Below are 25,847 nucleotides of genomic sequence, written 5' to 3'. Positions count from 1 at the left end.
CTCACCCGGCCCCGGCACCGTCACCCGCCCGGACACCGGAGGCCACCAGCGGCTCAGTCGTCGACGGGCACCTCGAAGTGCTGGTAGTCGATCGGGCTGGTCCAGTGGCCGCCCCAGATGAACCCGGCCTTGGCGAACGAGCGCACCACGATGTCGCCGTCGACGATCATTCCCGGGTGCACGTCCTCCCGGTCCAGGTACTCCCGACCGGCTTCCGGCAGCACCAGGTCACCCTTGACGTACGGGTTCTCGATGGTGTTGATGTCGATCGCCTTGCCGTAGGAGTGCACCGAGAAGCCGCCACCGCCGGTGATCTCCCGGCAGTTGAACGCCGAGGTGTTGTCGGCTTCCATCGACGCGTCGTCGCTCCCGCCGTAGTGCTCGATGCGCTCCATCCGGCGGATCGGGAACTTGTGGTAGTAGAGCTTGCGGAAGACCTTCACCACGTTCTTGGCGACGTCCTTGTGCACCACCAGCTCGCCGTCGTGCGAGCGGCCGTCGAAGCCGTGGTGGTTCATGGTGATCAGCCGCAGGTCCTCGATCGGCACCGGGCAACCGGGATGCCACGACACCCCGATCATCTCCTCGGCCAGCTCCGGGCTGATCCGTTCGATCTTGGCGCGGAACGGCGGACGCCAGCCTGCCGCGTCGGCGCTGCCCGCGGACGCGGGCACGGCCGCGAGCGTGCCCGCCAGGATCGCGGACGCCACCATGGCCAAGCCGGACATCCACACACGTTTCCCCATCGTGGCTCCCCTCTCTGCCGTGCATCAGGCCGTGCACCGGATTGCGGCGGCCGATCGTAGCCAGGCGCCGGCCACGCCGCTAGCTCCACGCGGACGACATCTGCCACAGAGAAGGGGAGATTTCGGCAAAACCGTCACGAACTCCCCGGCCGCACTTTAGGATTTCCGCGCAATGATCACTGTGGGTTCGCATCCGGCGGGTCCGCAACCATGACGGAGGGGTACCTGTGCGTCGAACTCGTAGGCTGGTCGCCGCGTCCGCGGTGCTGGTCACCGCGCTGAGCGGCACGATCGCCGGCTCGGCGTGGGCCGAGCCCGCGGCCGAGACCAAGTCCGACACCACCGTGCGCGCCGTCGCCCCGGCGAAGGCGCAGACCGAGCAGGCCGAGGTCGTCGACCTGACGGCTGCCAAGGGGGACAAGGCCGGCGCGGCGAAGATCAAGACGAAGATCATCTGGACGCACCGCAGCACCTGGATCACCTACGGCGGGAAGGCCACGCTGGAGGGTCAGGTGGTGGTCGACGGCGGTGCGCTGCCCGGCGTCGAAGTGGTGCTGTTCGCCAGGAACAGCACGTCGAAGCCGTGGGTCCAGGTCGACAAGATGAAGACCAGCACGAAGACCGGGCTGTTCCGCTTCTACCGGAAGCCGCCGCGCAACTACTACTTCGGCGTGGCGTTCGCGGGGACCGGCAACTACGAGCCGTCCGCCGCCTACGCCAAGGTCGGGGTGCGCCGCAACTTGAGCGGCAGCAAGCTGGTGCGCACCTCCAGCACCAAGTTCAAGTACTACGGCAAGGTGCGCCCCGGCGGCCAGGGCACGCAGATCAAGCTGCAGTACAAGCAGTGCGCCAGCTGCGGCTGGAAGTACGCCAAGTACACCCGCGCCAACAGCAACGGCACCTGGAAGTTCGTCCTGGCGTCCCCGCCGAAGGGCAAGAAGTACTACTACCGCGCCTACTCACCGTCCTCGACCAGCTACATGGCCGGCTACGCCGAGGAGTGGTGGATCAGCCGCTGGTAGTGCCGGACGGCACGTCGTCTCGGGAAGGGCTCCGTCGGCCGCTGCGATCGGCGGAGCCTTCTTCTTGCCGGGTCTTGTCAGGGCCGCACGCTCGGTGGCCTGATTCCTGTCAGGCGCAAGCGGGCGTCAGCCGGCCGCGTCGACGATTTCCTGCACGGCGGGCCGGGCCCGTTCGGCGTCGGCCTGGACCAGCCCGATGCGCGTGCGGCGATCCATGACGTCGTCCACGTCGAGCGCTCCTTCGTGCCGAACCGCGTACTCCACTTCGGCCCGCGTCACGTCAAGCCCCTCGGCGATCGGCGCGAGCGGATCCGCCACGGTGGCCGAATCCACGACCGACGCCGCGGCGCCGCCGTGCCTGCGGATCAGCTCCTCGCGGACACCGGCGGGTGCCCGCTGCGACATCGGGTGCCCCGGCGCTCCGATCAGCGGCACGTAGGGAGTCCGGCAACGGCCTGCCGATCCGGGCCGAAGCCGCGCGACAGCGGCATCCACCGCATCTTCCGCCATGCGCCGGTAAGTCGTGAGCTTCCCGCCCACCACGGTGATCACCCCGGACGGGGCACGCAGCACGGCGTGCTTGCGGCTGAGGTCGGCCGTCGAGCCGTCGGCCGCGCCGTCGGTTTCGATCAGCGGACGCAGCCCGGCGAAGCTCCCCACCACGTCGTCGGCACCGAGCCGGCTCCCCAACGCCGCATTGACGGTGTCCAGCAGGAACGACACCTCCTCGGCCGTCGGCCGGGGAACGTCGGGGATCTCACCGGGCGCTTCGACGTCGGTCAGCCCGATCAGCACCCTGCTGTGCTGCTGCGGCAGCGCGAAGACGTAACGGCTCACCGAACCCGGCACCGGCACGGTCAACGCTCCTCGCGGATGACCGAGCGCCTCGGCAGGCACCACCAGGTGCGTACCCCGGCTGGGGCGCAACCGGACGCTCGGGTCCACCGTGCCCGCCCACACCCCCGTCGCGTTGATCACCGCCTCGGCGCGCACGGTCAGGGTCTCGCCGGTCAGCACGTCGGTCAGCTCTGCCGACTCACCGGTCACCCCGGACGCCCGCACCCGGGTCAGGATGGCGGCCCCGTGTTCGGCCGCCGTCCTGGCGATGGCCACCACCAGGCGCGCGTCGTCCACCAGCTGCCCGTCGTAGGCGAGCAGGCCGCCCCGCAACCCGGTGCGCCGTACCGCGGGCACCAGCCGTACCGTCTCGGCGGCGTCGATCCGGCGCGGGCGGGGCAGCACCGACGACGGTGTCCCGGCGACCGTGCGCAGCGCGTCGCCCGCGCGGAAGCCCAGGTGGACCAGCCACTCCTGCTTGCGGCTGATCTCCGGCAGCAGCGGCACGACCTGCGGCAACGGGCGGATCAAGTGCGGCGCGGTGCGCGTCATCAAGATGCCGCGCTCCACCGCGCTTTCCCGGGCGACGCCGACCCGCCCGGAGGCCAGGTAGCGCAGGCCACCGTGCGCGAGCTTGGAACTCCACCGGCTGGTGCCGAAGGCCAGATCCCGAGCCTCCACCAGCACCGTCCGCAGCCCGCGCGTGGCTGCGTCGAGTGCGACGCCGGTTCCCGTGACACCTCCCCCGATGACCAGCACGTCCACGTCCGGACGATCTCCGAGGGCGATCAGGTCGGCCCGGCGGCGGGCCGCGTTGAGCGACGAATCGGTCATGGCGCGAGATACCGGTTCAGTACGTGGGTCAGTTCGCGGCGCCAGGCGTCCTCCGGCACCAACGCGGTCACCGTGCGATAGGACTGCACGGTGGTCTCCGCGATCAACAACACCATCGCGGCCATCTGCTCGGGGTCGCCGTCGCGCACCGTGCCGTCGGCCTGGGCCGCAGCGAGCCGGCTCTGCAGCTCCCGGAGCAACCCTCGCTGGCTGGTGCCGAGCCGTTCGACGAAGTACCGGCGGTAGACCTCCGGGTCGGTGCGCAGCAGCAACCCGAGCACCGGGTGGTCGCGCACCCGCTCGGCGATCTCCACGACGCCTGCCACCAGCGCTTCCCGATCCTGCCCCGCCGGGACGACGGCGCGCGCGATCGCCCGTACCTCACGGGTCAGCAGAGCCGCGACGATGGCCCGCACGTCCGGCCAGCGCCGGTAGATGGTCGGCCGGGAGACACCGGCACGCCGGGCGATCTCGGCGATGTTGACGCGCGCCCCACCGGTGTGCTGGATGAGCTCCGCGGCCGCGTCGAGGATGACGTCCTCGGTGCTCCGCCGGACGGCGTTACATCTTGACATGATGTGTAAGACTGACACGCATGACGGCGGACCCGCAAGTGCCCGTCCCGCCCATGAAGTGGGACGCGTGGGGCGACGAAGCCAAGGCCAAGCCCCTGTCCGAGAACATCCGCGCGCTGCTGCGCCAAGCGCTCGGGGTCTCGACCGACGACGTCCGCGCGCCGGACAAGTCGGAGGTCGTCCTGCGACCCTCGACGCTGGCTGACGAAGACCTGGCAGCGCTGACCGACGTGGTCGGCGCGGAGCACGTGTCACGAGCCGACGCCGACCGGCTTCCCCGAGCCGGCGGCAAGTCCACCCTGGATCTGCTGCGCCGGAAGAGCCGGCGGCCGCAAGCTGCACCCGACGCGGTCGTGCTTCCGGGCAGCGACGACGAAGTGGCCGCGGTGCTCGACGTCTGCGGCCGACGGCGGATCGCCGTCGTTCCGTTCGGCGGCGGGACGAGCGTGGTCGGCGGACTCGACCCGGTGCGGGCAGGCTTCTCCGCGGTCATCAGCCTGGACCTCCGGCGGTTCGACCGCCTGGAATCGCTCGACACCACCTCCGGCGAAGCGGTGCTCGGCGCGGGCCTGCCGGGGCCACGGGCGGAGCAGCTGCTGGCCGAGCACGGGTTCGAGCTCGGCCATTACCCGCAGAGCTTCCAGTACGCGACCATCGGCGGGTTCGCCGCCACGCGCTCGTCCGGACAGGACTCGTCCGGCTACGGGCGCTTCGACGACATGGTGTGCGGACTGCGCGTGGTCACCCCAGCCGGGAAGCTCGAGCTGGGCCGGGCGCCCGCGTCGGCGGCCGGCCCAGACCTGCGCGAGCTGTTCCTCGGCTCGGAGGGCACCCTCGGGATCATCACCGCCGTCCGGCTCCGGGTGCACCGGCTCCCCGAGGTCAAGCGGTACGAAGCGTGGCGGTTCGACGACTTCGCCGCTGGGGCCGCGGCCTTGCGGGCGGTCGCCCAGCACGGCACCCAGCCGACCGTCATCCGGCTGTCCGACGAAGCGGAAACCGGCGTCAACCTGGCCATGACCGACCGTATCGGCGGCGAGCAGGTCACCGGTGGGTGCCTGGCGGTCACCGTGTTCGAGGGCACCGAACAGCAGGTGGCCATGCGGCATCAGCTGACCAGCGCGGTGCTCCGGGCCGCGGGAGGCACGTCGCTGGGGCCGGAACCGGCCGAATCCTGGGCACACGGGCGCTTCGACGCGCCGTATCTCCGTGACGCCCTCCTGGCCAACGGCGCCCTGTGCGAGACGTTGGAGACCGCCACGAGCTGGTCCAACGCGCCCGCGTTGAAGGCCGCGGTGACCTCGGCGCTGCAGTCGGCATTGGCCGAGACCGGCACGCAGTCGCTGGTCATGTGCCATATCTCGCACATCTATCCGACCGGGTGCTCGCTGTACTTCACCGTGGTGGCGGCCCAGCGCGGCGACACCGTCGAGGACGTCATCGAGCAATGGAAGCGCGCCAAGCGGGCGGCGTCCGACGCGATCATGGCCAACGGCGGCACCATTACCCACCACCATGCCGTCGGGGTCGATCACCGGCCGTGGCTGCCCGACGAGATCGGGGACGTCGGCGTGCGGATCCTGCGCGCGGTGAAGGCCGAGCTCGACCCGCACGGCATCCTCAATCCCGGGAAGCTCGTCCCATGAGCGACGTCCGGTCTGTCGTGGTGCTGACCAACCCGGCTGCCGGAGTGGGTCAGGCGGACAAGTCCGCCCGCCGCGCGGTCGGCCGGCTGCGAGAACGCGGCGTCGACGTGGTGGACGTGGCGGGCAACGATCCGCAGGACGCACGACGGATCGCCAAGGCGGTGCTCGACCAGGGCCCGGACGCCCTGGTCGTGGTCGGCGGGGACGGCATGATCCACCTGGCCGTCCAGGTGATGGCCGGCCGGGACATCCCGCTCGGCGTCATCCCCGCGGGCACCGGCAACGACGTGGCCAGGGAATTCGGCTTGCCGCGCGGCGCACCGGAGGCGGCCGCGGACGTGGTGGCCGACGGCCACCACCAGCCGATCGACCTCGCCCGCATCACGCGGCCCGACGGCGGGCACACCTACTTCGCCACCGTGATGGCCTGCGGCTTCGACTCCCTGGTCAACGACCGGGCGAACCGGATGCGCTGGCCGCGCGGAAGATCCCGGTACACCGTGGCGATGCTGGCCGAGCTGGCCGCGCTGCGGCCGCTGCCGTTCCGGATCGAACTGGCCGACGGCACCACGGTGGAGCGCGAGCTGATCCTGGCCGCGGTCGGCAACACCCGCAGCTACGGCGGCGGCATGCGTATCTGCCCCGGCGCCGACCCCGCCGACGGCCTACTCGACCTGACGCTGGTCGAGGCGATGCCGCGAGGACAGCTGGTGCGGTTCTTCCCCACCGTGTTCAGCGGCAAGCACGTCGAGCGGGAAGAGGTCGAGTGCCTGCGCGCCCGGAGCATCCGGGTGACCTGTCCCGGAATCACCGCCTACGCCGACGGGGACTTCGTCGCGGAGCTGCCCGTCGAGGTCGACGTGCTTCCCGCGAGCCTGAAGCTGCTGCGCCCGCGGCCGCGTGGTCGGTGACACCCGGCTGCACGGCGGTTGCGGGTGATGGCTGCCGGGACGCTCCCGCCGGCTACCGACCGCCGCTCCCGGCCGGTTCGTCCCCGGGGTGCGCGGATGCCGCAGCATGCCACGGCCCCGCCCACGTTCAGTTGTCCCGGCGCTCCGCCGACTACGGACCACCCCGCCCCGGCTACGCCAGCCACCGAGATACCACCACCCCGGCAGATCCCGAGCCCGCCCACACCCGGCTGTCCTGACGATCCAACCCACCACACCGCCCAGCCCTGACCGCCCACCGGCCTCGACCGTCCTGGCGCTCCAGCCGACTACGAAACCGCCCCACCCAGCCGCGCGACCACCGAGACACCACCACCCCGGCAGCTCCCGAGCCCGCCCCTAGCTGCGCGATGGCGCGCTCGATGTCGAGACGAACGTCACGAGGAATCAGCCTTTCGGGCAATTCCTGCTGCCCACCCGCGACACCGCGCATCACCCGCCAGCATCATGGTGCGAGGTGAACTGACGAGGTTGAACGACTCGGCGGGCTCGGCACCGGCCGAGCCCCGAAGTGAACCCTCCGCTGGCGTTTCGCCGTGTACTCAGCGCCGCGTACCCGGCACTGATGGAGGTCATCATGTGGTTGCACTGGGTGCCGCTGTTCGTGCTGATCGCACTGATCGTCGTGCGCGTGCTGGTGAACCTCGAGGACAGGCCGGGCGCCGCTGAGTCCACCGCGCTGTCCGCGACCCGCGGCGGCGCAGCCGTGGGCAAGCTCAAGTCGGCTCCGCCTGCCGCGATGAGCAAGCTCCGCTCCGCGGCGCGGGCCGTTCGCAACGGCTCCGGCGAACCGGGATCGACGGTGCTCCGCCGGTGCTCGGTGGCGTGCCGCGCCAGCACGTTTCTCAGCGCGCGGTGCACCGCGTCGAAGCGCTGCCCCGGCCCGGCTCGGTAACCGCCCGGGGGCGCACCGAAACCGTCCGACGTGCGCACCGAGGCTCGGCGAAGCGCCGGGCCGGACCGGTCGGCGAGCCTAGAATCGACCCATGTACGCGGTGCTGGCCGACGCGATCATGGTGGTGCACTTCGGTTTCCTGGTGTTCCTGGTGATCGGCGGCTTCCTGGCATGGCGCTGGCCCCGCGTGATCTACGCGCACGCCCTCATGGTCGCCTGGGGCGTGATCATCACCGTCTTCTCGCTGGAGTGCCCACTGACCGGCCCGGAGGACTACTTCCGGCGCAAGGCAGGGCAGGAAGGCCTGGGTGCGACTGGTTTCATCGACACCTACCTGACCGGCGTCATCTATCCCGAGGCGTACCTCGGCTTGGTCCGGGCGCTGGTGGCCGGGGTCGTCCTGGTCTCGTGGATCGGCTTCGCCGTGCTGCGCCACAGGCGGGCGCGGGCCGAGAAGGCGGCGGCTTCCCGGTGAGCACCCCTGCCCGGCCCCGGCCGTGGCAGCTCACCGTTGCGCCAGCTCGGCGAGATCCGCGGTACGCAGCTCGTCGGCGGTGACGGCCACCCGTTTGTCCACCATGGCCTGCAGCGCGTCGCCGTCGTCCCACTGGTTGACGTTCATCGCCGCCTCGACCCGGCCGTTGCGCAACCAGAACGCGGTGAAGTCCCTGGCGCCGAGATCACCCCGCACCACCAGCTCGTCGCTGTGCGGATCGGCCAGGCCGCGGTACTCGCAGCCCAGGTCGTACTGGTCGGTGAAGAAGTACGGCGTCGCCTCGTACGGCTGAGGTTCGCCGACCAGGTTCTTCCCGGCCTGCTCACCCTGCTCCTTGGCGTTGGCCCAGTGCTCGATGCGGATGCGGCGGCCGTAGCGCGGGTGGAAATGGGAGGCGATGTCACCGGCGGCGAAGACTCCGGGCGCGGCGGTACGCAGCCCCGCATCGACGGTGACGCCGCCGTCGTCGGCCATCTCCAGCCCGGCGGCGCGGGCGAGCTCGACCCGCGGTGCGGCGCCCACGGCGACCAGCACGAGATCCGCAGGAAGCTCGGTGCCGTCGGTCAGCCGCACCCCGGTGACGCTCTCCTCACCGGTGATCGCCGCGATTCCGGAACCCAGCCGCCACTGGACGCCGTGCTCGACGTGCAGCTGGTGGAAGACCCTGGCGATCTCTTCGCCGAGAGCGTCCAGCAGCGGCAAGGGCCGTACGTCCACGACGGCGACCTCGGCCCCCAGGCTTCGTGCGGCCGCGGCCGCTTCGCACCCGATCCAGCCCGCGCCGATGATCACCACGTGGCGCGCGGCTTCGATGCTCGCGCGAAGGTCGAGCGCGTCGTCCAACGTCCGCAACGTCCGGACACCGTCCAGGTCGGCGCCGGGGACGGAGACCGTGCGCGGGCGCGAACCGGTGGCCAGCAGCAGTCGGTCGAACCGGTGCTCGCCGCCGTGCGAGTCGGTGACCACGCGGGCACCCAGTTCGATCCGTACCGCCTCGACACCGCGGCGCAGGTCGATGCCGTTGCGCACGTAGAAGTTCTCGTCGTGGACCCAGTCGGGCTCGTCGCGCTCGGCCAGCAGGATGCCTTTGGACAGCGCAGGCAGCTCGTACGGGCGGTGCTGCTCGGCACCCAGGAGGAGAAGCTCGCCGTCGTATCCTTCCGCTCGCGCCGCGGCAGCCGCGGTGGCCCCAGCCAGGCCGGCCCCGACGATGACGATCCGCTGTGGCTCTGCCATGGCCGTCACACTATCCGCGCCGGGCCCAGGACGCAGCAGTTGTCCACGAGCCTTGCCCGGAAGTGGCCGAATCGTAGCTGCGAGGTGGCGGAACGGGGACCGCACGGACCGGCCATGCGGACGGGCTTCTTGATCCACTGGCCACATGAACCCTGCACAAGCGGATTTGCTCGCCCGTGATCCACTGCCCCTGCGGGGCAAGCACGTCGTGGTGACCGGGGTGAGCCGTCGCGCGGGACTCGGCTACACCACTGCGTGCGGGCCGGCCGCCTCCGGTGCCGGCGTCTTCTGCCATCGCTTCGCACCGCATGACGCCAGCCGGGAATAGGGCGCCTACGACTTCGAGGCGGTGCTCGCCGGGGTCCACGCGCGCCTGGCCGACGGCGCGCACCTGGCCGACGACAAACGGGTCGCCGACGGCGCACGGGTCGCTGGTCCACGCGCCGACCTCACCGAACCCGGCGTGCCGGAGCAGGTCACCGCAGCGGGCGTGCGGGAGTTCGGCTACCTCGGCGGCTTGATCTGCAATCAGGCGCTGGCCGGCGCCGACGGCGCCATCCCCGAACTGATCGTCGAGCATTTGGACCGGCACTGGGCGGTCGACGCCCGCGCGACGATCTTGCTGGCGCAAGCGTTCGCCGATCAGCACGAGGAGGGCCGCTCCGCATCGGTCGTCTTCCTGACCGTCCGGGCCGGGGCTCGGCCCGGTGCCCGGGCAAGTGAAGTACGCGGCGACGAAGGCGGCGATCGCCGGGTGCCACGACCATCGCGGATCAGCTGGCCGATCGCGGAATCCGGGTCGGCACCGTCCATCCGGACCCCGCAAGACACCCGTCCCGGCCCGGTCGACACCGGCTAGCTCACCCCCGGCCCGGTCGACACCGGCTAGCTCACCCCCGGCCCGGTCGACACCGGCTACCTCACCGACGACATGTGGCGGTCGAGCCGATGTTCCCGTTCGGTCGATTCGGGCAGCCCGACGGCGCGGCCCGGCTCCTGGCATGGCTGATGACCGACGAAGCCCGCTGGATCACCGGGCAGGTGATGCACAGCGAGGGCGGCTTCGGCCGGTGACGTCCGCGCGGCACCTGACCGGTTGCCCCGGCGGCGCGAGTTTCGCCAGCTCAGCACGGGTCCGGCGGTCCCGGCGATTGCCCCGACGGGTCGCGATTTGATCGCGCCGCGTGGTGTACCGGCACGCCGCCGGACCACTTCGGCTAATGTCCTCCGGGTGAACGACAGGCTGGTGTGGATCGATTGCGAGATGACCGGGCTCGATCTCTCCAAGGACGCCCTGATCGAGATCGCCGCCTTGGTCACCGATGCCGACCTCAACGTGCTGGGGGACGGTGTCGACGTGGTGATTCACGCCGATGAGGACAAGCTGGCAGGCATGCCGGACGTGGTGCGCGAGATGCACGACGCCTCCGGGCTGACCGAGGAGGTTCGGGCCTCCACCGTCTCGGTGGCTGACGCCGAGCGGATGGTGCTGGACTACGTGCGTCAGTACGCCCCTGAGCCGCGCACGACCCCGTTGGCGGGCAACTCCATCGCCACCGACCGCGCGTTCATCGCACGGGACATGCCAGCGCTCGACGCGCATCTGCACTACCGGATGGTCGACGTCTCGTCGGTGAAGGAACTGGTGCGGCGCTGGTACCCGCGGGTCTACTACGCCAAGCCGGAGAAGGGCATGGCGCACCGCGCGCTCGCCGACATCAAGGAGTCCATCGCCGAGCTCGCCTACTACCGTCGCACGGTGTTCGTCGGCCAGCCCGGGCCGAGCTCGGACGAGGCCAAGGCGGTGGCCGCGGACATCATGCGGGGTGCCGCGCAAGCCCAGCAGAGTGCCAACGGCTGAGCGCGACACCGCCGTTCACCGCTTGATTTCGCGGAATGTCGCCGCACCGGCCAGCATGAGCGTGCCGTCCCAGATGCGAAGCGCCTCCTCCAGGCCGGGGACCGCAGTGAGCACCGGCCCGAACAGCGCGTGTCGCTGACCGTCCGGCGTGGTGATGGCCAGCACCGGAGTGCCGACCTCGGCGTCGATGCGGTCGACCCCGGCACGATGCGAGGCGCGGAGCGCTGCGTCGTACTCCGTGGAAGTGCCCGCGTCTGCCAGTTCGGCGGGCAAGCCCGCGCGGACGAGGGCTTCGGACAGGTCGTCGATCCACTCCCGCTCGGCGCCTGTGGCGTCGGTCCACAACGCGTCGTAGAAGGCACCGAGGGCGGCATGCCCGTGTTCGGTCTGCACAGCGGCGGCGACGCGCGCCGGGATCCAGAGGAAGCCCTCGGTGTCGCCTTCCGGGTCGTCGTCGCGGTGTTCGTTGAGCACGGCCAGGCTCATCACACGCCACCGGATCTCCACCGGCCGGTGCTCGGCGACGAGCGTGAGCCACCGGGCGGTGTGCCGGGTGAGCGGGCATGCCGGGTCCAGCCAGAAATCCACGACCCACCGGGTCCGCGCACCGTCCACGGAGCTGGTGATGGGGGTGTGCACGCCGCTATGAAACCGGTCACGGTGGGGCGCGCGCCAGTCGTGGCCCGGCCCGATCACGAAAAACGGCCGGTCACTCGGACCGGCCGATGCCAGGACCCGCCCCTGACTGCGCCGGGTCATCGCCTTTCGTCGCGATGCGCTCTCCGGAGCTCACGGGCGGCCGTCGCTGCTGCCGCAGGCCGCTGACCTGCGGATTCCTGGGGTGGATAACGGGACTCGAACCCGCGCCCTCCTGGACCACAACCAGGCGCTCTACCAGCTGAGCTATACCCACCGTGCGGCGCTGCATGTCCGCGCCGGCCGCAACATCGTAGCGCGACCGGTCTCAGCGCCGGCGACCGGACCCCCTAGTCCGCGCTGCCCTTCTGCCACTGCTTCCACGGCATCTGCCAGAAGCTCCACCCGTCGGTGGGTTCCAGCTTCGGGCCACCCGAGTTCCGGACGATGAAGATGTCGCCCGGCTTGGTCTGGTTCATCAACCAGCGCGCGTTCTCGGTGGACAGGTTGATGCAGCCGTGGCTGACGTTCTGGCTGCCCTGCGCCCACACCGACCACGGGGCGGAGTGGTAGAAGATGCCGCTGTTGGACAGCCGGACGGCGATCTCCACCGTGGTCCGGTACCCCCCTGGGGAGTCCACGGGCACACCGTAGGTGCTGGAGTCCATGGTGTAGTTGGTGTGCTCGCTCATCACGGTGTAGATGCCCTCCGGGGTCTCGTTCCCCGGCTTGCCCATCGACTGCGGCACGTTCTTCACCCGCTTGCCGTCGATGTAGACGACCAGCCGGTGGGTCTTGCCGTCGGCCACCGCCACCAGCTTGCGGCCGATCTTCATCCACGACGACACGTCGGCCATGCCGTACATGCCGTCACCCAGGTGCTTGCCGTAGATGTTGGCCTTGACGGTGACCTTGGTGCCCGGCTCCCAGTACTCCTTCGGGCGCCACACCACCCAGCTGTCGTTGAACCAGTAGAAGCCGCCCTCGGTGTCGTTGCTGGTGGTGATCTTCAGTGCCCGTTCGGCCGCCTTGCGGTTGGGCACCGGCGCGGAGAACTGGAACGAGATGGGCATGCCGACCCCGACGGTCTGCCCCTCCGGCACCGACATCGAGACGCTGATCTGCCCCTTGGGCTGCACCGTGGTGAACGTCGACCGCTTGACGGTCTTCTCGCCGTCCTCGCCCACCCCGCGCGCGGTGAGCTTGTACTGCTTGCCGTAGCCGAGCGGCTCGGCAGACCGCCACGTGGTCTTGTCCGCCGACAGCTTGCCCTTGACCTTCTTGCCGTCCGGGTTGACCAGGCTGACGCTGGTGAGCGTGCCGTTGGTGGCCTTGACCGTCACCGGCTCGCCGGGCGCGACGTCGGTGGCCTTGTGCCGCGGCTTGAGCGTCAGCGAGATCGGTTGCGGTTCCGGTTTGGCCTCCGACGGCGCGCTTCCCCCGCCGGACGACCCGCCCTCCTGCGGGCTCGACGTACATCCGGCGAGCACCAGTCCCGCGGTCACCAGCACCGCCGTCGCCCGCCGGACGATCGCGCGCCCGCGCCCTGTGGCTGCACCACCCCTCATGAGCATCGAATACCGCCTGTCTGTATCCCCGCCATTACCCGGCAGGACAACGCTCGGTCTGACGCTCGGAAGACGCCTCGCCGGTACCCGAGGTTGCTTGCTGCCTGGGCGAACTCGTAAGTCGTAACTATTGCCGACATCGAGAATATCTTTGCCGGACCCCCCGTGCGTGGAGGTGATCCGGCCGTGCTACCTTTTCTGTCGTCGACGGCGAGGCCGGGTCACCGGCCCGGAAGACACCAGCGCCATTAGCTCAATTGGTAGAGCAGCTGGCTCTTAACCAGCGGGTTCGGGGTTCGAGTCCCTGATGGCGCACCAACACCCCAGGTCAGCGGGCCTGGGGTTCTTTTTTGCTGCCGCGGCCTGCGCCGCCGAGCCCGGCCGGCGCCGATCCCCGGCCGGTGCGCGCCCGGCCGCACGCAAAGTCCGGCCGTGTTCTGCAATACACGCGAATGGCCTAACTCCCCACAGGCGCCGGTGCGGCCCAGCCCACGAGGGGCAGCGGGTTGCGCTCGCCCCACACACAGGCGCCGGTGCGGCGGTGCGCGGCACGCAACACATCCGACGCCGACGCCCGAACGGGCCGGGGAGGCGGCAGGCTTGGAGCAGCCCCGAACGAGGCGACGGTGTCGTATCCGGCTGCGAAACCTCCGATGAATCCGGAGACCGCGCCCGGTCCAACCAGTGTCCACACCGCACCAGACCCCGCCGACCAGGCGGACCGGTACGGCCCGCACGAACGGATCGGAGACAGCCATGAGCAGCGTGCAGACCTTCCTCTGGTTCGCCAGCGGCGCGGAGGAAGCGGCGGAGTTCTACGTCTCACTCGTGCCCGACTCCCGCATCGTCGACGTGCAGCGCGGCCCCGACGGGCAAGTCGTGGCGGTGCGGATCGACCTCGACGGACAGCGGTTCGGCCTGCTCAACGGCAACCCGCACTACGCACCCAACGACTTCGCGTCGATCTACGTCGAGCGGCCGACCCAGGAAGACGTCGACCGGTTGTGGGATGCGCTGCTGGACGGCGGGGAACCGGCCGCGTGCGGCTGGCTGCGCGACCGCTACGGGGTGTCCTGGCAGGTCATCCCCGCCGAGCTGCCGGGCCTGCTGGCCGATCCCGACCCGGCCAAGGCCCGGGCCGCGACCGAAGCGATGCTGACGATGCAGAAGATCGAGATCGACAAGATCAAACAGGCGCACCCCGCCGCCTGAGCAGGACGAGGTTCCTCGTCGGCACCTCACCCGAACGTGTTGCCACGACGGCGGTGCTCGGTGCAACTGGCCACTGCTGAGCCGCCCGAACCGCACGGACGCCGGGGTGACCCCGGGTGTGACGCGACCGCGACCTCGTGAGCCGCCCGAACCGCACGGACGGCGGCTCGACACGCGTGCGCCACGGAAGCGCCTTACGCAAGGCTTCTGCCCTGTCGCCAGCGGGGCGCACAGCCAGGACGATGGATCCATCGGCGGCAGGCTCCCACCGGGCCGACAGTTCACCAGAGACGCCGGCGAAACTACGAACCGCGTTCCTACGCACACCGGCCCGCCAATGCCCCGGTCGGGCACGAGCACACCGCCCGCGGCGCGATACCGCACAACGCGGCAAGCACCGACGCGCTGGCATCGGTGTGGCGAACGGAGTGACGACGCGGCACGGCTCGCTCCCCGCTCGAAGACCGGTCTCGGCGTCGACCCGCTCACCACACGCGCGCGGCCGACGACAAGGCCTACGGCACCACCGAGGTGTCCGAGCGGCGCTGCACCACACGCGCGCGGCCGACGATCACGGTTGCCCACACACTGTCGGCAGCAGCACGCTGCTCCCGGTCAACCCCGGCACGCAGAGCCGGGTACATCGAACATCACGACATCAACATCACAATCCGGGCACATCCCGCGTGTCGGTTCGCCATACCCGTGCACACCCGCTCAACCGGCGCATGCGCGTGCTGCATATGCTGCTCGCCACCGGTGACGTGCCTGTCGCGCGGAACTGAGCGCGGAACCGAATCTGCGGGGATCCGAGGGATCCCACCGCGTCGGTCGCCCACCCAGCTCGCACAGGCGAGCAGCACACACCAAGGCCGCCGAACGCTCACGCGCACCACGCGTCAACCCTCGGTGGCACCGTGGGCGGAATCCGCGGCGACCGGACGGCCGACAGCACCACGCACGAACCGATCACCCGGCGGAGCCACAGTCGATGAGGATCAGCGAACTTTGTGACACATTGTCATCAGGCTTGTACTATGTGAAACCGCGCGACAACGAGACCATTTCTTCGGCGTCTCCGCTCGTCATACCTCGCGACAAGAAGGCCTCTCTCATGTGCACACCGAACGCGACCCAGCACCGAGGGGAGCATGGCGTCTGTGCGCAGGACTGAGCGCCAGGAGAGGAGCATCCCGCGGTTCCGCCGCGTCGTGGCGAATCGCGAGTTCCGCGGCCTGTGGCTGGCCGAGGCGTTGTCGATCGCGGGCGACCAGCTGGCCAAGGTGGCCTTGGCCATCCTGGTCTACCAGCGCACCTCGTCGCCGCTGTGGTCGGCGGTGGTCTACGCGATGACGTTCTTGCCCGCCCTGTTCGGCGGGGTCGGGCTGTCCCAGCTCGCCGACCGGCTCCCGCGGCGCACGCTGCTGGTCAGCTGCCTGCTGGTGCAAGCCGTGCTGGTGGGGATCATGGCCATCCCCGGCACTCCCCTTCCGGTGCTGTGCTGCCTGGTCTTCCTGGTCGCCATGCTGACCGCGCCGACCAACGCGGCGCAAAACGCCACGGCGCGCGAAGCGTTCGACGACGATGCCGAGTACTTGCGCAGCCAGGACCTGCGCGGCATCACCACCAACACCATGATGTTGCTCGGCCTGGCCGGCGGCGGGCTGCTGGTCACCGGAATCGGGGTCGCCTGGGCGCTGCTCATCGACGCCGCCACGTTCGTGCTGGCAGCCGCCGTCATCGCGGCCACCGTGCGCTGGCGGCCGGCCGCGGGCAGCCCGGAGGACGGCTGGTTCGCCGGGATCCGGATCACCGCGTCCGACCCGCACCTGCGGGTGCTGTTCGGCATGGCACTGCTGGTCGGCCTCACGGTCGTGCCGGAAGGCCTGGCCGCGCCGATCGCCGCGCAAATGAATGCGCCGGACGTCGCCGTCGGGTGGCTGCTCGCCGCCGACCCGCTCGGCTTCGTCATCGGCGCGTTCGTCTTCTCGCACTACGCCACGGCGGACACCCGGTTGCGGCTGATGGGCCCGCTCGCGGTGGTCTCGTCGGCAGCGCTGATCGGCTTCGCCGTGCAGCCGCCACTCCCGCTGGCACTGGTGCTGCTGGCGATGTCGGGCGCCAGCGGCGCGTACATCCTGACCGTCGGGGCGACGGTCAACAGCGCGGTGGCCAACAACGTCCGCGGGTCCGTGATGGGCCTGTTCCGCACGGCACTCCGCGTCACGCAGGGCATCGGGGTCGCGCTCGGTGGCGTGGTGGCCACCGCGATCGGTTCGGCAACCGGTACCGTCGCGCTCGCCGGCGCACTGGGGGTCATCGCGGCCTCGTACGTCGCCGTGCTGTGGGCCCGGCAGCGCACCCGGCCGGGGGCGGTCAACCGCACCGCACACGCCGGTTAGCAGGCACCGGATCAGAAGTCACGGTCGTTCACGGGGGGTCCTTTCCACACGAGTGGGTGGTATCGCTTGCAGGGGGTTACGGGTAATCAGAAGTCACGGTCGGACATGAAATCCTCCACAGCGCACAAAGGGGTTTTTCTTGATCATCCTCGGTGATCAGAAGTCGCGATCAGACAAGGTTGTCACCTCCGATCGACAACAACGCGTCGCGGCAAGCATCATGACAGAAAGCCACGGCCCTGTGAACTGCCGGTGCGGCCACAGTGAGATCATACTGACAACGGCCCGGCGGGAGTTTCTCGTACGGACCCACCGGGTTGCTCGCCGCTCGCCGGCCGGCGGGGGCTGGAGGTATGCGCGTGGCTGGACCGAAGCGTAGGCCGTATCCGCGACCGCCCGCCGCGGTGCCGGCGAACGGCGCTCGAGAGCGTGCTCCGGCGCCATCGGCCGGGCCGGCGCCGGTGGTGCCCGCCCAGCGCAGCGGCCACTCCCGCCGCCCCCGCGAGTGGCTGCTGTGGCAGCGACCGAAACGATTCATTGCGTTCTTGCTGGTCGGCGAAGCAATTGCGATCACGGTCCTGATCACGGCCACGGCGTATTCTCCACGGCCCGACCTGACCGACGTCGTGCGTTTTCTGATTCTGGCCGCGGGCGCAACAATTCATATTCAGCTGACCCGCCGCCAGGAAGCCCGCCGGAGAAACCGCGGACTGCGCGGCGTGCTGATCGATCTGACCGCGGTGTGGATCTTTCCCGCCGCACTCGTTCTGCCGATCCCGTTGATCATCGCGCTGGTCGCTTTGGTGCGCGCGCAAAGATGGTTTTCCGCCCGGCGCCCTGCGCACAACTTCCTGTTTTCCTCGATTTCCCACGCGCTGGCCGCGTCCACCGCTCACCTGGCGTACACGGCGCTGGGCCCGCGGGACTGGGGGTTGCTCGACGGCTGGCAGTTCGTCGTCGAGTTCGGCCTCATCGTGGTCGCGGCACTGGTGTACGAGGCGGTGCAGATCGTCTACGTCGGCAGCATCATCGCGCTGAACAGCGCGCGGCCCACCATGCAGAGCTCGCTGGGCACCAAGGCCGACAACGTGCTGGAGGCAGTCACCATCGGGCTAGGCGCGGTCACCGCCATCCTGCTGGTGATCATGCCGCCGACCGTGGCGATCATGGCCGTGGTCACCGTGGTGTTCAACCGGCTGGCCGAGCTCGACCAACTCCAGTCGGACGTCCGGACCGACCCCAAGACCGGGCTGCTGAACATGCGCGGGTGGACCGAGTCGGCACAGCGGACGTTCCGGCGTGCGGTGCGCTCGGAGGCCGGGCTGGCCGTGCTGATGATCGACTTCGACCACTTCAAGGAGATCAACGACACCTACGGCCACCCGGCGGGCGACGACGTGCTGCGCCGGGTCGCCGAGCTGCTCACCGAGGTCACGCGCCCCGGGGACGTGGTCGGCCGGTTCGGCGGCGAGGAGTTCCTGGTGCTGGTCAGCGACGTCGACGCACTGCAGGCCTATCACACCGCGGAACGGATTCGGCACCGCGTCTCCACTGCGGCCATCAGCACCCGCGGGAAACGCGGTGAACCGGTCACCATCACCGACCGTACGACGTCGATAGGTGTCGCCGTCTATCCTCAGCACGGCCGGAGTATCGACGAGTTGCTGCACGCCGCCGACGCCGCGGTTTATCTGGCCAAGGAACAAGGACGCGATCAAGTCCGGCTGGCGGGAGAAACGCCATTTCGGGCCCGGCACTGATAGTGACGTCGCACACCGTCCGGGCATATCAGTCGATCAAGAACGGTAGCGACATCACCGACATTTCCGGCGGGCCTGCGGCGCATTGTGTTTGCCACCGGGACGAACCCCGAAACACACCCCCGGGTCACCGGTCAGCAACCACCCACCCGTTACCGTGACCGCATCCGCGCGTCCCTGCGCCCTGGGGGCATGGGCGTATGCGACGCTGCGAGAGCGGGCAACCCACGTACGGCCCGGCGCGTCTAACGCACGGGACCCGGCAACGGGAAGGCGAAGGGAGCTGTTGTGGCGTATCGGCCGCGTTCGGACGGCGGGCGCCGACCGTCACCGTCGTGGGACAGCGACGCGACGCGCCCTGTCCCGCGTGCCGTGCCACCACGACCGCGCCCGTCGAGCAGGCCGACGAGCGGTCGCCCGGCCGGGCAGCCGCCACTTCGCCCGCCCAGCCGGCCGGCGCCCCGCCGCCCGACGAAGAAGCGCCGACCCAACGTACTCGCACTGGCCACGAAGATCCTCGTCGGGCTGGTGTCGGTGCTGCTGATCGCCGTCACCGGCTACGCATACGAAGGGCTGCAGGACTTCTCCGACATGGAGTCCTACGACGTCATCGCCGGCGAGGATCCCGGCCCGCTGCCCGCCGACGGCTCGCGCGACATCCTGCTGGTCGGCATGGACAGCCGTACCGACGCGCAGGGCAACTCGCTGCCGAAGAAGCTGCTCAAGAAGTTCAAGGCGGGCAAGGACGAAGGCGAGAACAACACCGACACGATGATCTTGCTGCACATTCCCAACGACGGCAGCAAGGCGGTGGCGATCTCGCTGCCCAGGGACTCCTACGTGGAGATCGCCGACGGCTACGGCATGCACAAGCTGAACTCCGCCTACGGCCGCGCCAAGGTGGTGAAGGCCAGAGAGCTGCGCGAAGCGGGCGAGACCGACGAGAAGGTGATCTACCGCAAGTCCAACCAGGCAGGCGCGAAGCTGCTGATCAAGACGGTGGAGGAGCTCACCGGCCGGAAGATCGACAACTACGCGTCGGTGAACCTGCTGGGTTTCTACGAGATCACCAAGGCCGTCGGCGGCGTCGAGGTGTGCTTGAAGCAGGCCACGCAGGACGACAAGTCGGGCGCCGACTTCCCGGCGGGCAGGCAGATCATCTCCGACGTCAAGGCGCTGGCCTTCGTGCGGCAACGGCACGGCCTGCCGCGGGGCGACCTGGACCGGGTGGTGCGCCAGCAAGTGTTCATGGCAGGCCTGGCCCGCAAGGTCATCTCGGCAGGCACGCTCAGCAACCCGGAGAAGCTGTCCAAGCTGGCCGAGGCGCTGAAGAAGTCGGTGGTGCTCAACGAGGGCTGGGACATCCTGGACTTCGCCAAGCAGATGAGCGGCCTCAGCGGCGGCCAGGTGCAGTTCACCACCATCCCGGTGCGCGGCGACATCACCACGCCGGAAGACGGCATGGCGCTCGAGGTCGACCCGCAGGAGGTGCAGGACTTCATCGCCAGCCTGTCCGGGGTCGGAAAGAAGAAGGTCAAGGACAAGCCGGATCCGGCGCACGCCCAGGTGACCGTCAGCGCCATGAACGGCGTCGGCGTCACCGGCCTGGCCGCCGGCGTGTTGGAGAAGCTGAGCAGCCTCGGCTTCAAGACCGGCACCACCGGGGACATCCCGCCGCAGGACGTCACCGTGGTCAAGCACGCGCCGGGCGAGCAGAAGTTCGGGCAGATGGTGGTGGACGCGCTGCCGGTGTCCGCTCGGCTGCAGGAGGACAAGGCGCTCGGTCCCGGCCAGGTGCACGTTCTGATCGGGGCGGACTACCCCACCGATGGCGGCGGCCACACGGTGGGCGGCGGCAGCCAGACGCAGGGCGCCGTGCAACAAGCCCAGCTGCGGCCGGCACAACAGCAGCAGGACGATGACGACAAGCCGATCACGGCCGACGGCATCCGCTGCGTGTACTGATCGGGCTCGCCTGCTTGGCCACCAGAAACCGCGCGCCTGTCGGCACCGCTCGCCGTCGATCGGCGAGGCCTCGGCGATCCTGACGAGCCAGCCGACCTCGCGGCCCCTGGTGGCAGCGGGACTGGCGCACCCCCTGCCCGCTCGCTTCCGATGTTCCGGCGGCGGCGCACTGGGCGAGTCGGCCGGTCTGCGGCGCCCATTAACCGAAAGACGAAAGATGCCGCATCCGACCGCCAGCCATGCCTCGGGCACCGCCGCGCCACGAACAGTCCAGCCCAACACCCGGCGCCTGAACGCACCGCGGCCCACCGGTCGGATCCGGCACCAATCGATCGCCCCCACCGCGCCCCGCCAGCCGGACGGTGCCACCACCCGGCTCCGAACAAGGCGCAGTGCATCAACCAGCCGCGTCCCCGGCCAGCCAGCCCCCACCAGCCGACCACCCCCGACACCCACGACCCAACCGGACACACCACACCAACCAGCGCGTCGCCAGCCAGGCACCGACATCTCAGGGACGGGCTCCGTAGCGTCTGATGACCGGCGGTAACCGGTGCCGCCGGGAACGGGGCCGGAGTCCGCGCGTCAGTGGATCGGCGCGATCGGCTGGCTCTACCGTCAGGCCTTGTTCTGCCCGCGCTGCGCAGGACACCTCACCGGTATGGCGGAACGCACACGATCCCCCGCCGTTTTCGCGTCATGCCTTTCCAGCGCCTGCATCTCACTGCCGTGCACGTCAATGGCGAGCTTTATCAGCAGACGTTGGGCAAGGAACTGCGCCTGCTACGGAAACGCCGTGGCTGGACCCGCAAGCAGCTCAACGAGCGCCTGCAGAGCGACATCTCGCTCCAGACGCTGGCGACGTACGAACTCGGCACCAGGCAGTGCTCGGTCGTCCGCTTGACGGAGATCTGCGTGGCGCTCGGCGAGCAGCCGCACGAACTGCTGGCGCGGGTGGACCGGGCGGTGTTCGCGCCCGGCGACGTGCAAGTCGACCTCGCCAAGGTGGCCGTCACCGACGAGCCGGAGCTGCTCCCGTTGCGCCGCTGGGCGGCCGACAGGCTGGCCCAGCCGCATGCGAACGCCCAGGTGCGCCTCAACCGGGCGGCGATCGAGCACATGGCCGCGTTGTGCGGCTTGTCCCCGGACGCACTGCTGGACCGCCTGAAGCTGTTCACGGTAGGCGACAGCCGGTAGGCACGGGCGCAGGCGCATGCGGCCCGCAAGCGCCTGCGACTCAGCGGACCGCCGCGGCCGCTGGCTGGACGAGCTCGAACTCGCTCGGGTCGACCGATCGGGTCTGCAGGTAGTAGCGCCAGGTGAAACCCGGCCAGATGGTGCGGTTCACCCCCTGCGCGTCCAGGTAATAGCTGGTGCAGCCGCCGGTGCTCCACACGCCCTTGGCCAGTCTCCGCTGGATGTCGCGCTGGAACGCCTCCTGGGCCTCCGGGCGCACCCGCAGCGCCAGCGCACCGTTCGACTCGACCAGCCGGATGGCGTCCAGCACGTAGCGGATCTGTGCCTCGATCATGAACACCACGGAGTTGTGCCCGAGGCCGGTGTTCGGACCGAGCAGGAAGAACAGGTTGGGGAACCCCTCGACACAGATGCCGCGATGGGTCTGCATGCCGTGGGTGGCCCACTGCTTGGCCAGGTCGCGGCCGTCCTCGCCGACGATGGACAGGTGGTCGAAGGCGTCGGTCACGTGGAAGCCGGTGCCGTAGACGATGGCGTCGGCATCGTGCTCGACGCCCGCCCCGTCGACGATGCTGTGCGCACGTACCTCGGCGATGCCGCTGTCGACCACCTCGACGTTGTCCCGTGCCAGCGCCGGGTAGTAGTCGTTGGACATCAGCACCCGCTTGCAGCCCATCACGTAGTCCGGTGTGAGCTTCGCCCGCAGCTGCGGGTCCTTGACGGCCTTCGCGATGTGCCGCTCGCCGATCTTGGACGCGAGCTTGAGCAGCCACGGGTGCCCGTTGAACCCCACCGCCCTGGCCTCCAGCATCCAGTACAGGCCGGCCCGCACCAGCCGCTGCACGCCCGGCACGGTGCGGAACATCGTCCGCATCCACTGCGGGACGGGGCGGTCCGGCTTCGGCAGCACCCATGGCGGCGTGCGCTGGAAGACCGTCAACTTGCCCACCAGTGACGCGATCTCGGGGACGAACTGCACCGCGCTGGCACCGGTGCCGATCACCGCGACGCGCTTGCCGCGGAGGTCGTAGTCGTGGTCCCAGTTCGCCGAGTGGAACGCCGTGCCCTGGAAGTGCTCGATCCCCGGCAGCCGCGGGATGTTCGGGATGTGCAGCGCCCCGACCCCGCTGACCAGGAAGCGACCCCGGTAGGTGCGGCCCGCGGTGTCCTGGACCGACCAGAGACCCTCGTCGGCGTCCCAGCGCGCGCTCACCATCTCCCGGCCGAAGCGGATGAACCGCCACAGGTCGTACTTGTCGGCCAGGCGCTTCAGGTAGGCCCAGATCTCCTGCTGGCCGGAGAACCACCGGGACCAGTCGGGGTTCTGCTCGAACGAGAACGAGTACATGTGCGACTGCACGTCGCACGCGCACCCCGGGTAAGTGTTGTCGCGCCACGTGCCGCCGATGTCGTCTGCCTTCTCGAGGATGACGAAGTCGTCCCGGCCCGCCTTGCGCAGCTGGATGGCCATTCCCAGGCCGGAGAACCCGGTGCCGACGATCACCACGGTGGCGCGTTCGGTCGCGCCTGCCTCCTCGATCGCGCCTGGTGCGGTCATTCCCGGCCTCCGTCCTCGATCCCATGCCAAAGGTGTTACCGACGGTTCACCTTACCGGAAGTAAGTTGTACCGGATAGAGTGCGGGAATGGTTTCCTCGTCCCAGCACGGCATGTCCTCGCAGGAGGGCAAACGCAAGCGCATGCCGCGCGCGGAGCGCGAGCAGCAGATGATCGCCGTCGCCGTGGAAGTGTTCGCCGAACACGGCTTCCTCGCCGCGTCGATGGACGACATCGCCGCACGGGTCGGCGTCTCCAAGCCGATGCTGTACGAGTACTTCGACTCGAAAGAAGGCTTGCTGGTGGCGGCGTTGCGCCACGCCAGGACCGAGCTGCACCGGACCGTCGAACAGGCGCTGGCCGACGCGTCCTCGGCCGAGGATGCACTGCGGCAGGGGCTGCTGGCCTACTTCACGTTCATGGCGCAGCGACGACAGGCCTGGTCGCTGCTCCGCCAGGAGCTTGGCGCCCTCGGTCCGGCGGCGGCAGAGGAGGTCGAAACGATCCGCCGCCAGCAAACTCAGCTGCACATGCGTTACCTCCGTCACTACGCTCCGTACACAACGGAGGACGAGATCGAGGTCGCGGCCGAGATCATCGTGGGCGGATGCGAACGCCTGGCTGCATGGTGTGATCGCCACCATGGCGTCTCACCCGAACGCGCGACACAATACGCATGGAACGTGATCTGGGGAGGACTATCCGCCCTGGGCGCTGGGGACACGGACAGTGATGGTGACCGTGCGTAGCGCTCAGGGGCCGCTACTTGGCGTAACCGGGTATCGGCCATCCGGGTTGTTTCTCGTTCCGCGTCATGAGTTCGGACGGCAGCTCTCTCGTCAGTGACCCACACTGCACGAGAAGGGGGTGGGGACATGGAGGCCATCACAGCGACATACGTCCAGGACGACGCCGACTGGACGATCACCGTGAGCGGGCGGGGGAAGACGCTCACCGCACACGCACCAGGCATCATCGCGGCCCGCGACATGGCCGATCAACTCGCCGAGCAGCTCGCCCCCGATGCCGAGAAGCGCACCGTCGTGCACTTGCTCAACGGCAGCGCCCTGCATTTCACCGCCGCCTATCTCGAGGCGCGCATGGGCCGGGCCAACGGCACCGCTGCGCAGGCCGACGATCAGGCGAGTGGCGCCACCGAGCAGAGCGCCTCGCCGGGCCAGGCGCCGGCGGCCGACGAGCGCGACGAGGCATCGGTCCCCCAGCAGCCTGCGAAGGTCACCGAGCGCAAGCCGCCTGCCGCGCAGGCGGGCCAGCGGGCATCCGCGGGGCGGCCAGGCGCCCGGACGCATGAGGAGGAGGCGCAGGCGAAGCCCGACTCCGGCGAACCGGAAGGCGCTGCGCCGGTGTCCGCCGCCGTCAACCACGCCTGAGGCGACGACAGAGCACCAGGGTCCGACAGGACCCCCGACAGCCAGGCCCGCCGAGCACCCGGCGTCGGCCGGCTGTCACACCGTGCGCGGGCAGCATGCCGGCACGGCGCCGCTCACCGCGCCGATGTCAGCCGCGGCGGAACAGCTTGCGCATGACGAGCAGCACCATCAGGGCGCCGGCCGCGATCAGCGAGTACTTCACCGCGGGCCGGTCCAGCGTGGCCCGCACGGAGGACTTGGCGTTCTCGGCGAGCCGCTTCGGGCTCGCCTTCGTGCCGAGCTGGTCCAGGGTCTCCGCGAGCGCTTCCCGCGCCCTCTCGATGTCTCGCTCGATCGCTTCCTGATCGCGGACCACGTAACCTCCTCAGCTCGTGCCGGCCTCCGGCCGTCGCCGGTCACCGACAGGCTAGATCACCGGCACCCCATTGCCTCGGCAGGGACGCACGTGTCGGCGGCGCGTCCACCGCACGACCGGTGATCTAGCATGAGGAGGGTACGCGGGAGTGGCGTAATTGGCAGCCGCGCGGCGTTTAGGTCGCCGTGTCCTTCGGACGTGTGGGTTCGAATCCCACCTCCCGCACTCGGTCAGCGAGTGCGCCGCAACCGGCGCGCTGTCCCGGCCCCTTCCCTTTCCCGGCACATCGTGGCCGATCCGCGCGGATGTTCGCGGCCGTGGCAGCTCCGTGCTCGCGGCATGCGGTTTGCCCGCCCGGTCACGGCGCTGGTGGATGCGGCCGGGTTGGGTGAGCCGGCCGCCTCACGGTGCAGCTCGCCGGACGGGCAACCGCGCGCGGAGGCCGAGGAGACAGCAACCGGGCATGCGTTGCCCTGGCTGCCGCAACCGGACATCGCGTTGCCCTGGCTGCCGTGACGGTCTCCAGCGGGTTGCTGCCACGGGCCACATGCCGCTCGTTCCCGGCAGGCTCGCGACCAGCGCCCGTGCACGCGGAAATTCGCTGTAGCTCACACCGAGATTTCGACGACACGAAGCTTCAGTTGCACTTGCTAAACTCTAAAACTACGTCTCGTCAAACAAACGAGTTCTACGGACCGAGAGGCGTC

At 69.8% G+C, this 25,847-nt stretch carries 23 protein-coding genes and 3 tRNA genes; 17 read left to right on the top strand and 9 right to left on the bottom strand.

Annotation, left to right across the window (positions count from 1 at the left end; translation table 11 throughout):
• Positions 1-53: 53 nt before the first annotated feature.
• The gene (locus YWY_RS0113050) at positions 54-746 is read right to left on the bottom strand and encodes a M15 family metallopeptidase (protein WP_245566670.1); all 693 of its coding nucleotides are present in this window, start codon (positions 744-746) and stop codon (positions 54-56) included.
• Positions 747-973: 227 nt separating this feature from the next.
• Between YWY_RS0113050 and YWY_RS0113045 the strand changes: the two genes are divergently transcribed.
• Complete coding sequence (locus tag YWY_RS0113045) at positions 974-1,768, top strand: hypothetical protein (protein ID WP_156899232.1); 795 nt, start codon at positions 974-976, stop codon at positions 1,766-1,768.
• 126 nt (positions 1,769-1,894) lie between these two features.
• Here YWY_RS0113045 and YWY_RS0113040 read toward each other — a convergent pair whose 3' ends face one another.
• Positions 1,895-3,439 (bottom strand): glycerol-3-phosphate dehydrogenase/oxidase, encoded by a 1,545-nt coding sequence (locus YWY_RS0113040; RefSeq protein WP_028847960.1) that lies wholly within the window; start codon positions 3,437-3,439, stop codon positions 1,895-1,897.
• Complete coding sequence (locus tag YWY_RS0113035; RefSeq protein ID WP_028847959.1) at positions 3,436-4,014, bottom strand: TetR/AcrR family transcriptional regulator; 579 nt, start codon at positions 4,012-4,014, stop codon at positions 3,436-3,438. Before YWY_RS0113035 ends, YWY_RS0113040 begins: the two co-directional genes overlap by 4 nt.
• A gap of 20 nt (positions 4,015-4,034) precedes the next feature.
• Here YWY_RS0113035 and YWY_RS0113030 point away from each other — a divergent pair, with 20 nt between their 5' ends.
• The 4 genes from YWY_RS0113030 to YWY_RS0113015 all read left to right on the top strand — a co-directional run bounded on the left by YWY_RS0113030 (position 4,035) and on the right by YWY_RS0113015 (position 7,980).
• Positions 4,035-5,660, top strand: a complete 1,626-nt coding sequence (locus tag YWY_RS0113030; RefSeq protein ID WP_245566669.1) for an FAD-binding oxidoreductase — start codon at positions 4,035-4,037, stop codon at positions 5,658-5,660.
• Positions 5,657-6,571, top strand: a complete 915-nt coding sequence (locus YWY_RS0113025; protein ID WP_028847957.1) for a diacylglycerol kinase — start codon at positions 5,657-5,659, stop codon at positions 6,569-6,571. The genes YWY_RS0113030 and YWY_RS0113025 overlap by 4 nt, the downstream gene beginning before the upstream one ends.
• A gap of 604 nt (positions 6,572-7,175) precedes the next feature.
• Entirely contained in the window at positions 7,176-7,505 is a 330-nt protein-coding gene (locus tag YWY_RS0113020) for a hypothetical protein (RefSeq protein WP_156899231.1), read from the top strand.
• Positions 7,506-7,596: 91 nt separating this feature from the next.
• On the top strand, positions 7,597-7,980 hold the full coding sequence (locus tag YWY_RS0113015; RefSeq protein ID WP_028847955.1) for a DUF2784 domain-containing protein: 384 nt from the start codon (positions 7,597-7,599) through the stop codon (positions 7,978-7,980).
• 30 nt (positions 7,981-8,010) lie between these two features.
• Here YWY_RS0113015 and YWY_RS0113010 read toward each other — a convergent pair whose 3' ends face one another.
• Entirely contained in the window at positions 8,011-9,237 is a 1,227-nt protein-coding gene (locus tag YWY_RS0113010) for an NAD(P)/FAD-dependent oxidoreductase (RefSeq protein ID WP_028847954.1), read from the bottom strand.
• A gap of 349 nt (positions 9,238-9,586) precedes the next feature.
• On the opposite strand from YWY_RS0113010, the gene YWY_RS24710 reads away from it, so the two are divergent.
• The 3 genes from YWY_RS24710 (at position 9,587) to orn (ending at position 11,098) form a co-directional block, all read left to right on the top strand.
• Positions 9,587-10,096, top strand: a complete 510-nt coding sequence (locus tag YWY_RS24710; RefSeq protein WP_245566668.1) for a hypothetical protein — start codon at positions 9,587-9,589, stop codon at positions 10,094-10,096.
• 74 nt (positions 10,097-10,170) lie between these two features.
• Positions 10,171-10,311, top strand: coding sequence for an SDR family oxidoreductase (locus YWY_RS24705; RefSeq protein WP_245566667.1), 141 nt, complete (start codon positions 10,171-10,173; stop codon positions 10,309-10,311).
• Between the two features lie 157 nt (positions 10,312-10,468).
• A complete protein-coding gene (gene orn, locus YWY_RS0113000) occupies positions 10,469-11,098 on the top strand; it encodes an oligoribonuclease (RefSeq protein ID WP_028847953.1) in 630 nt (209 codons plus the stop codon).
• A gap of 15 nt (positions 11,099-11,113) precedes the next feature.
• Here orn and YWY_RS0112995 read toward each other — a convergent pair whose 3' ends face one another.
• The 3 genes from YWY_RS0112995 to YWY_RS0112985 form a co-directional block, all read right to left on the bottom strand.
• Positions 11,114-11,737: a mycothiol-dependent nitroreductase Rv2466c family protein gene (locus tag YWY_RS0112995; RefSeq protein ID WP_211227529.1), complete on the bottom strand. Its 624-nt coding sequence runs from the start codon at positions 11,735-11,737 to the stop codon at positions 11,114-11,116.
• A gap of 198 nt (positions 11,738-11,935) precedes the next feature.
• Positions 11,936-12,011: transfer RNA gene (locus YWY_RS0112990), tRNA-His, on the bottom strand.
• A 73-nt stretch (positions 12,012-12,084) separates the two neighbouring features.
• Positions 12,085-13,302, bottom strand: coding sequence for a L,D-transpeptidase (locus YWY_RS0112985; protein ID WP_028847951.1), 1,218 nt, complete (start codon positions 13,300-13,302; stop codon positions 12,085-12,087).
• A 242-nt stretch (positions 13,303-13,544) separates the two neighbouring features.
• Between YWY_RS0112985 and YWY_RS0112980 the strand changes: the two genes are divergently transcribed.
• The 6 genes from YWY_RS0112980 to YWY_RS0112950 all read left to right on the top strand — a co-directional run bounded on the left by YWY_RS0112980 (position 13,545) and on the right by YWY_RS0112950 (position 21,838).
• Positions 13,545-13,620: transfer RNA gene (locus tag YWY_RS0112980), tRNA-Lys, on the top strand.
• Between the two features lie 438 nt (positions 13,621-14,058).
• Positions 14,059-14,514, top strand: coding sequence for a VOC family protein (locus YWY_RS0112975; RefSeq protein ID WP_028847950.1), 456 nt, complete (start codon positions 14,059-14,061; stop codon positions 14,512-14,514).
• Between the two features lie 1,160 nt (positions 14,515-15,674).
• Positions 15,675-16,916: an MFS transporter gene (locus tag YWY_RS21890; RefSeq protein WP_245566666.1), complete on the top strand. Its 1,242-nt coding sequence runs from the start codon at positions 15,675-15,677 to the stop codon at positions 16,914-16,916.
• Positions 16,917-17,269: 353 nt separating this feature from the next.
• Positions 17,270-18,676 (top strand): GGDEF domain-containing protein, encoded by a 1,407-nt coding sequence (locus YWY_RS21885; RefSeq protein ID WP_084609234.1) that lies wholly within the window; start codon positions 17,270-17,272, stop codon positions 18,674-18,676.
• Positions 18,677-19,204: 528 nt separating this feature from the next.
• Positions 19,205-20,641, top strand: a complete 1,437-nt coding sequence (locus YWY_RS0112955) for an LCP family protein (protein ID WP_028847949.1) — start codon at positions 19,205-19,207, stop codon at positions 20,639-20,641.
• Positions 20,642-21,370: 729 nt separating this feature from the next.
• Positions 21,371-21,838, top strand: coding sequence for a helix-turn-helix domain-containing protein (locus YWY_RS0112950; RefSeq protein WP_028847948.1), 468 nt, complete (start codon positions 21,371-21,373; stop codon positions 21,836-21,838).
• 40 nt (positions 21,839-21,878) lie between these two features.
• Here the strand turns inward: YWY_RS0112950 and YWY_RS0112945 are convergent, their stop codons facing one another.
• Complete coding sequence (locus tag YWY_RS0112945; RefSeq protein WP_051310202.1) at positions 21,879-23,396, bottom strand: flavin-containing monooxygenase; 1,518 nt, start codon at positions 23,394-23,396, stop codon at positions 21,879-21,881.
• A gap of 87 nt (positions 23,397-23,483) precedes the next feature.
• Between YWY_RS0112945 and YWY_RS21880 the strand changes: the two genes are divergently transcribed.
• A complete protein-coding gene (locus YWY_RS21880) occupies positions 23,484-24,143 on the top strand; it encodes a TetR/AcrR family transcriptional regulator (protein WP_245566665.1) in 660 nt (219 codons plus the stop codon).
• Between the two features lie 126 nt (positions 24,144-24,269).
• Complete coding sequence (locus YWY_RS24700) at positions 24,270-24,785, top strand: hypothetical protein (RefSeq protein WP_245566664.1); 516 nt, start codon at positions 24,270-24,272, stop codon at positions 24,783-24,785.
• 127 nt (positions 24,786-24,912) lie between these two features.
• On the opposite strand, the gene YWY_RS0112930 is transcribed toward YWY_RS24700, so the two are convergent.
• A complete protein-coding gene (locus tag YWY_RS0112930; RefSeq protein ID WP_028847946.1) occupies positions 24,913-25,140 on the bottom strand; it encodes a DUF3618 domain-containing protein in 228 nt (75 codons plus the stop codon).
• Between the two features lie 142 nt (positions 25,141-25,282).
• Here YWY_RS0112930 and YWY_RS0112925 point away from each other — a divergent pair.
• Positions 25,283-25,365, top strand: a tRNA-Leu gene (locus YWY_RS0112925).
• Positions 25,366-25,847 lie beyond the last annotated feature (482 nt).

This window comes from Thermocrispum agreste DSM 44070 (assembly GCF_000427905.1).
GTDB lineage: Bacteria > Actinomycetota > Actinomycetes > Mycobacteriales > Pseudonocardiaceae > Thermocrispum > Thermocrispum agreste.
This window is presented reverse-complemented; position numbering and strand designations above follow the sequence as displayed.